The organism is Treponema sp. R80B11-R83G3, from assembly GCF_054786115.1.
The window spans coordinates 1-550 of record NZ_BDHF01000431.1 but is presented as its reverse complement, the minus strand read 5'-3'; the positions used below and the strand labels follow the sequence as shown (position 1 = coordinate 550).

At 29.6% G+C, this 550-nt stretch carries 1 protein-coding gene; it reads right to left on the bottom strand.

Annotated features, from left to right (window positions below):
- The coding region (locus tag ACYVRH_RS14300; protein ID WP_461257542.1) for a GNAT family N-acetyltransferase at positions 1-226 on the bottom strand (226 nt) is incomplete at its 3' end.
- Between the last annotated feature and the right edge of the window lie 324 nt (positions 227-550).

Sequence of the window (550 nt, the reverse complement as noted above, 5' to 3'; positions counted from 1 at the left end):
AACTAAAATTATTTCTTTCATAAAAATGCCTTGCCCTATGGTTTTCTTCAAACACCCATAGACAGATTTCTTTCTGCCCCATACTGATTAATTCATTAACTGCAAAATCCAACAATTTTTTTCCATAATTTTTTCCGCAAAATTCTTCAAGTAAATAAATTGCCCATATCTCGCCTATACCGGATTTATCTTTATTTGGGCTGTTTATGATAATAAAACCTATCATACTTTCTTCACACATAACAAAATAATATTTTCAATCCTTCGGATTATCAAATGTAATTTTATACTTTTCAATCTGCTTTTCTTTTTCTAGCAACATATTTTCCAAGTATTCTTGAGGAACAATGTTTTTATATGCTGATTGCCAACAGGAAATATGGCAAACAGTAAAATTATATGCGTCTTCAGATGTGGCTCTACGAATATTAATCCCCATGTTTTACTTTTGGGTCTTTAGAAAATAAATTATTAACTTGCCCCATAATATCTCCATTGGACTTTTATCCTCAAATGTCCATAAAACATACTTTATTTAACGAAATAATAC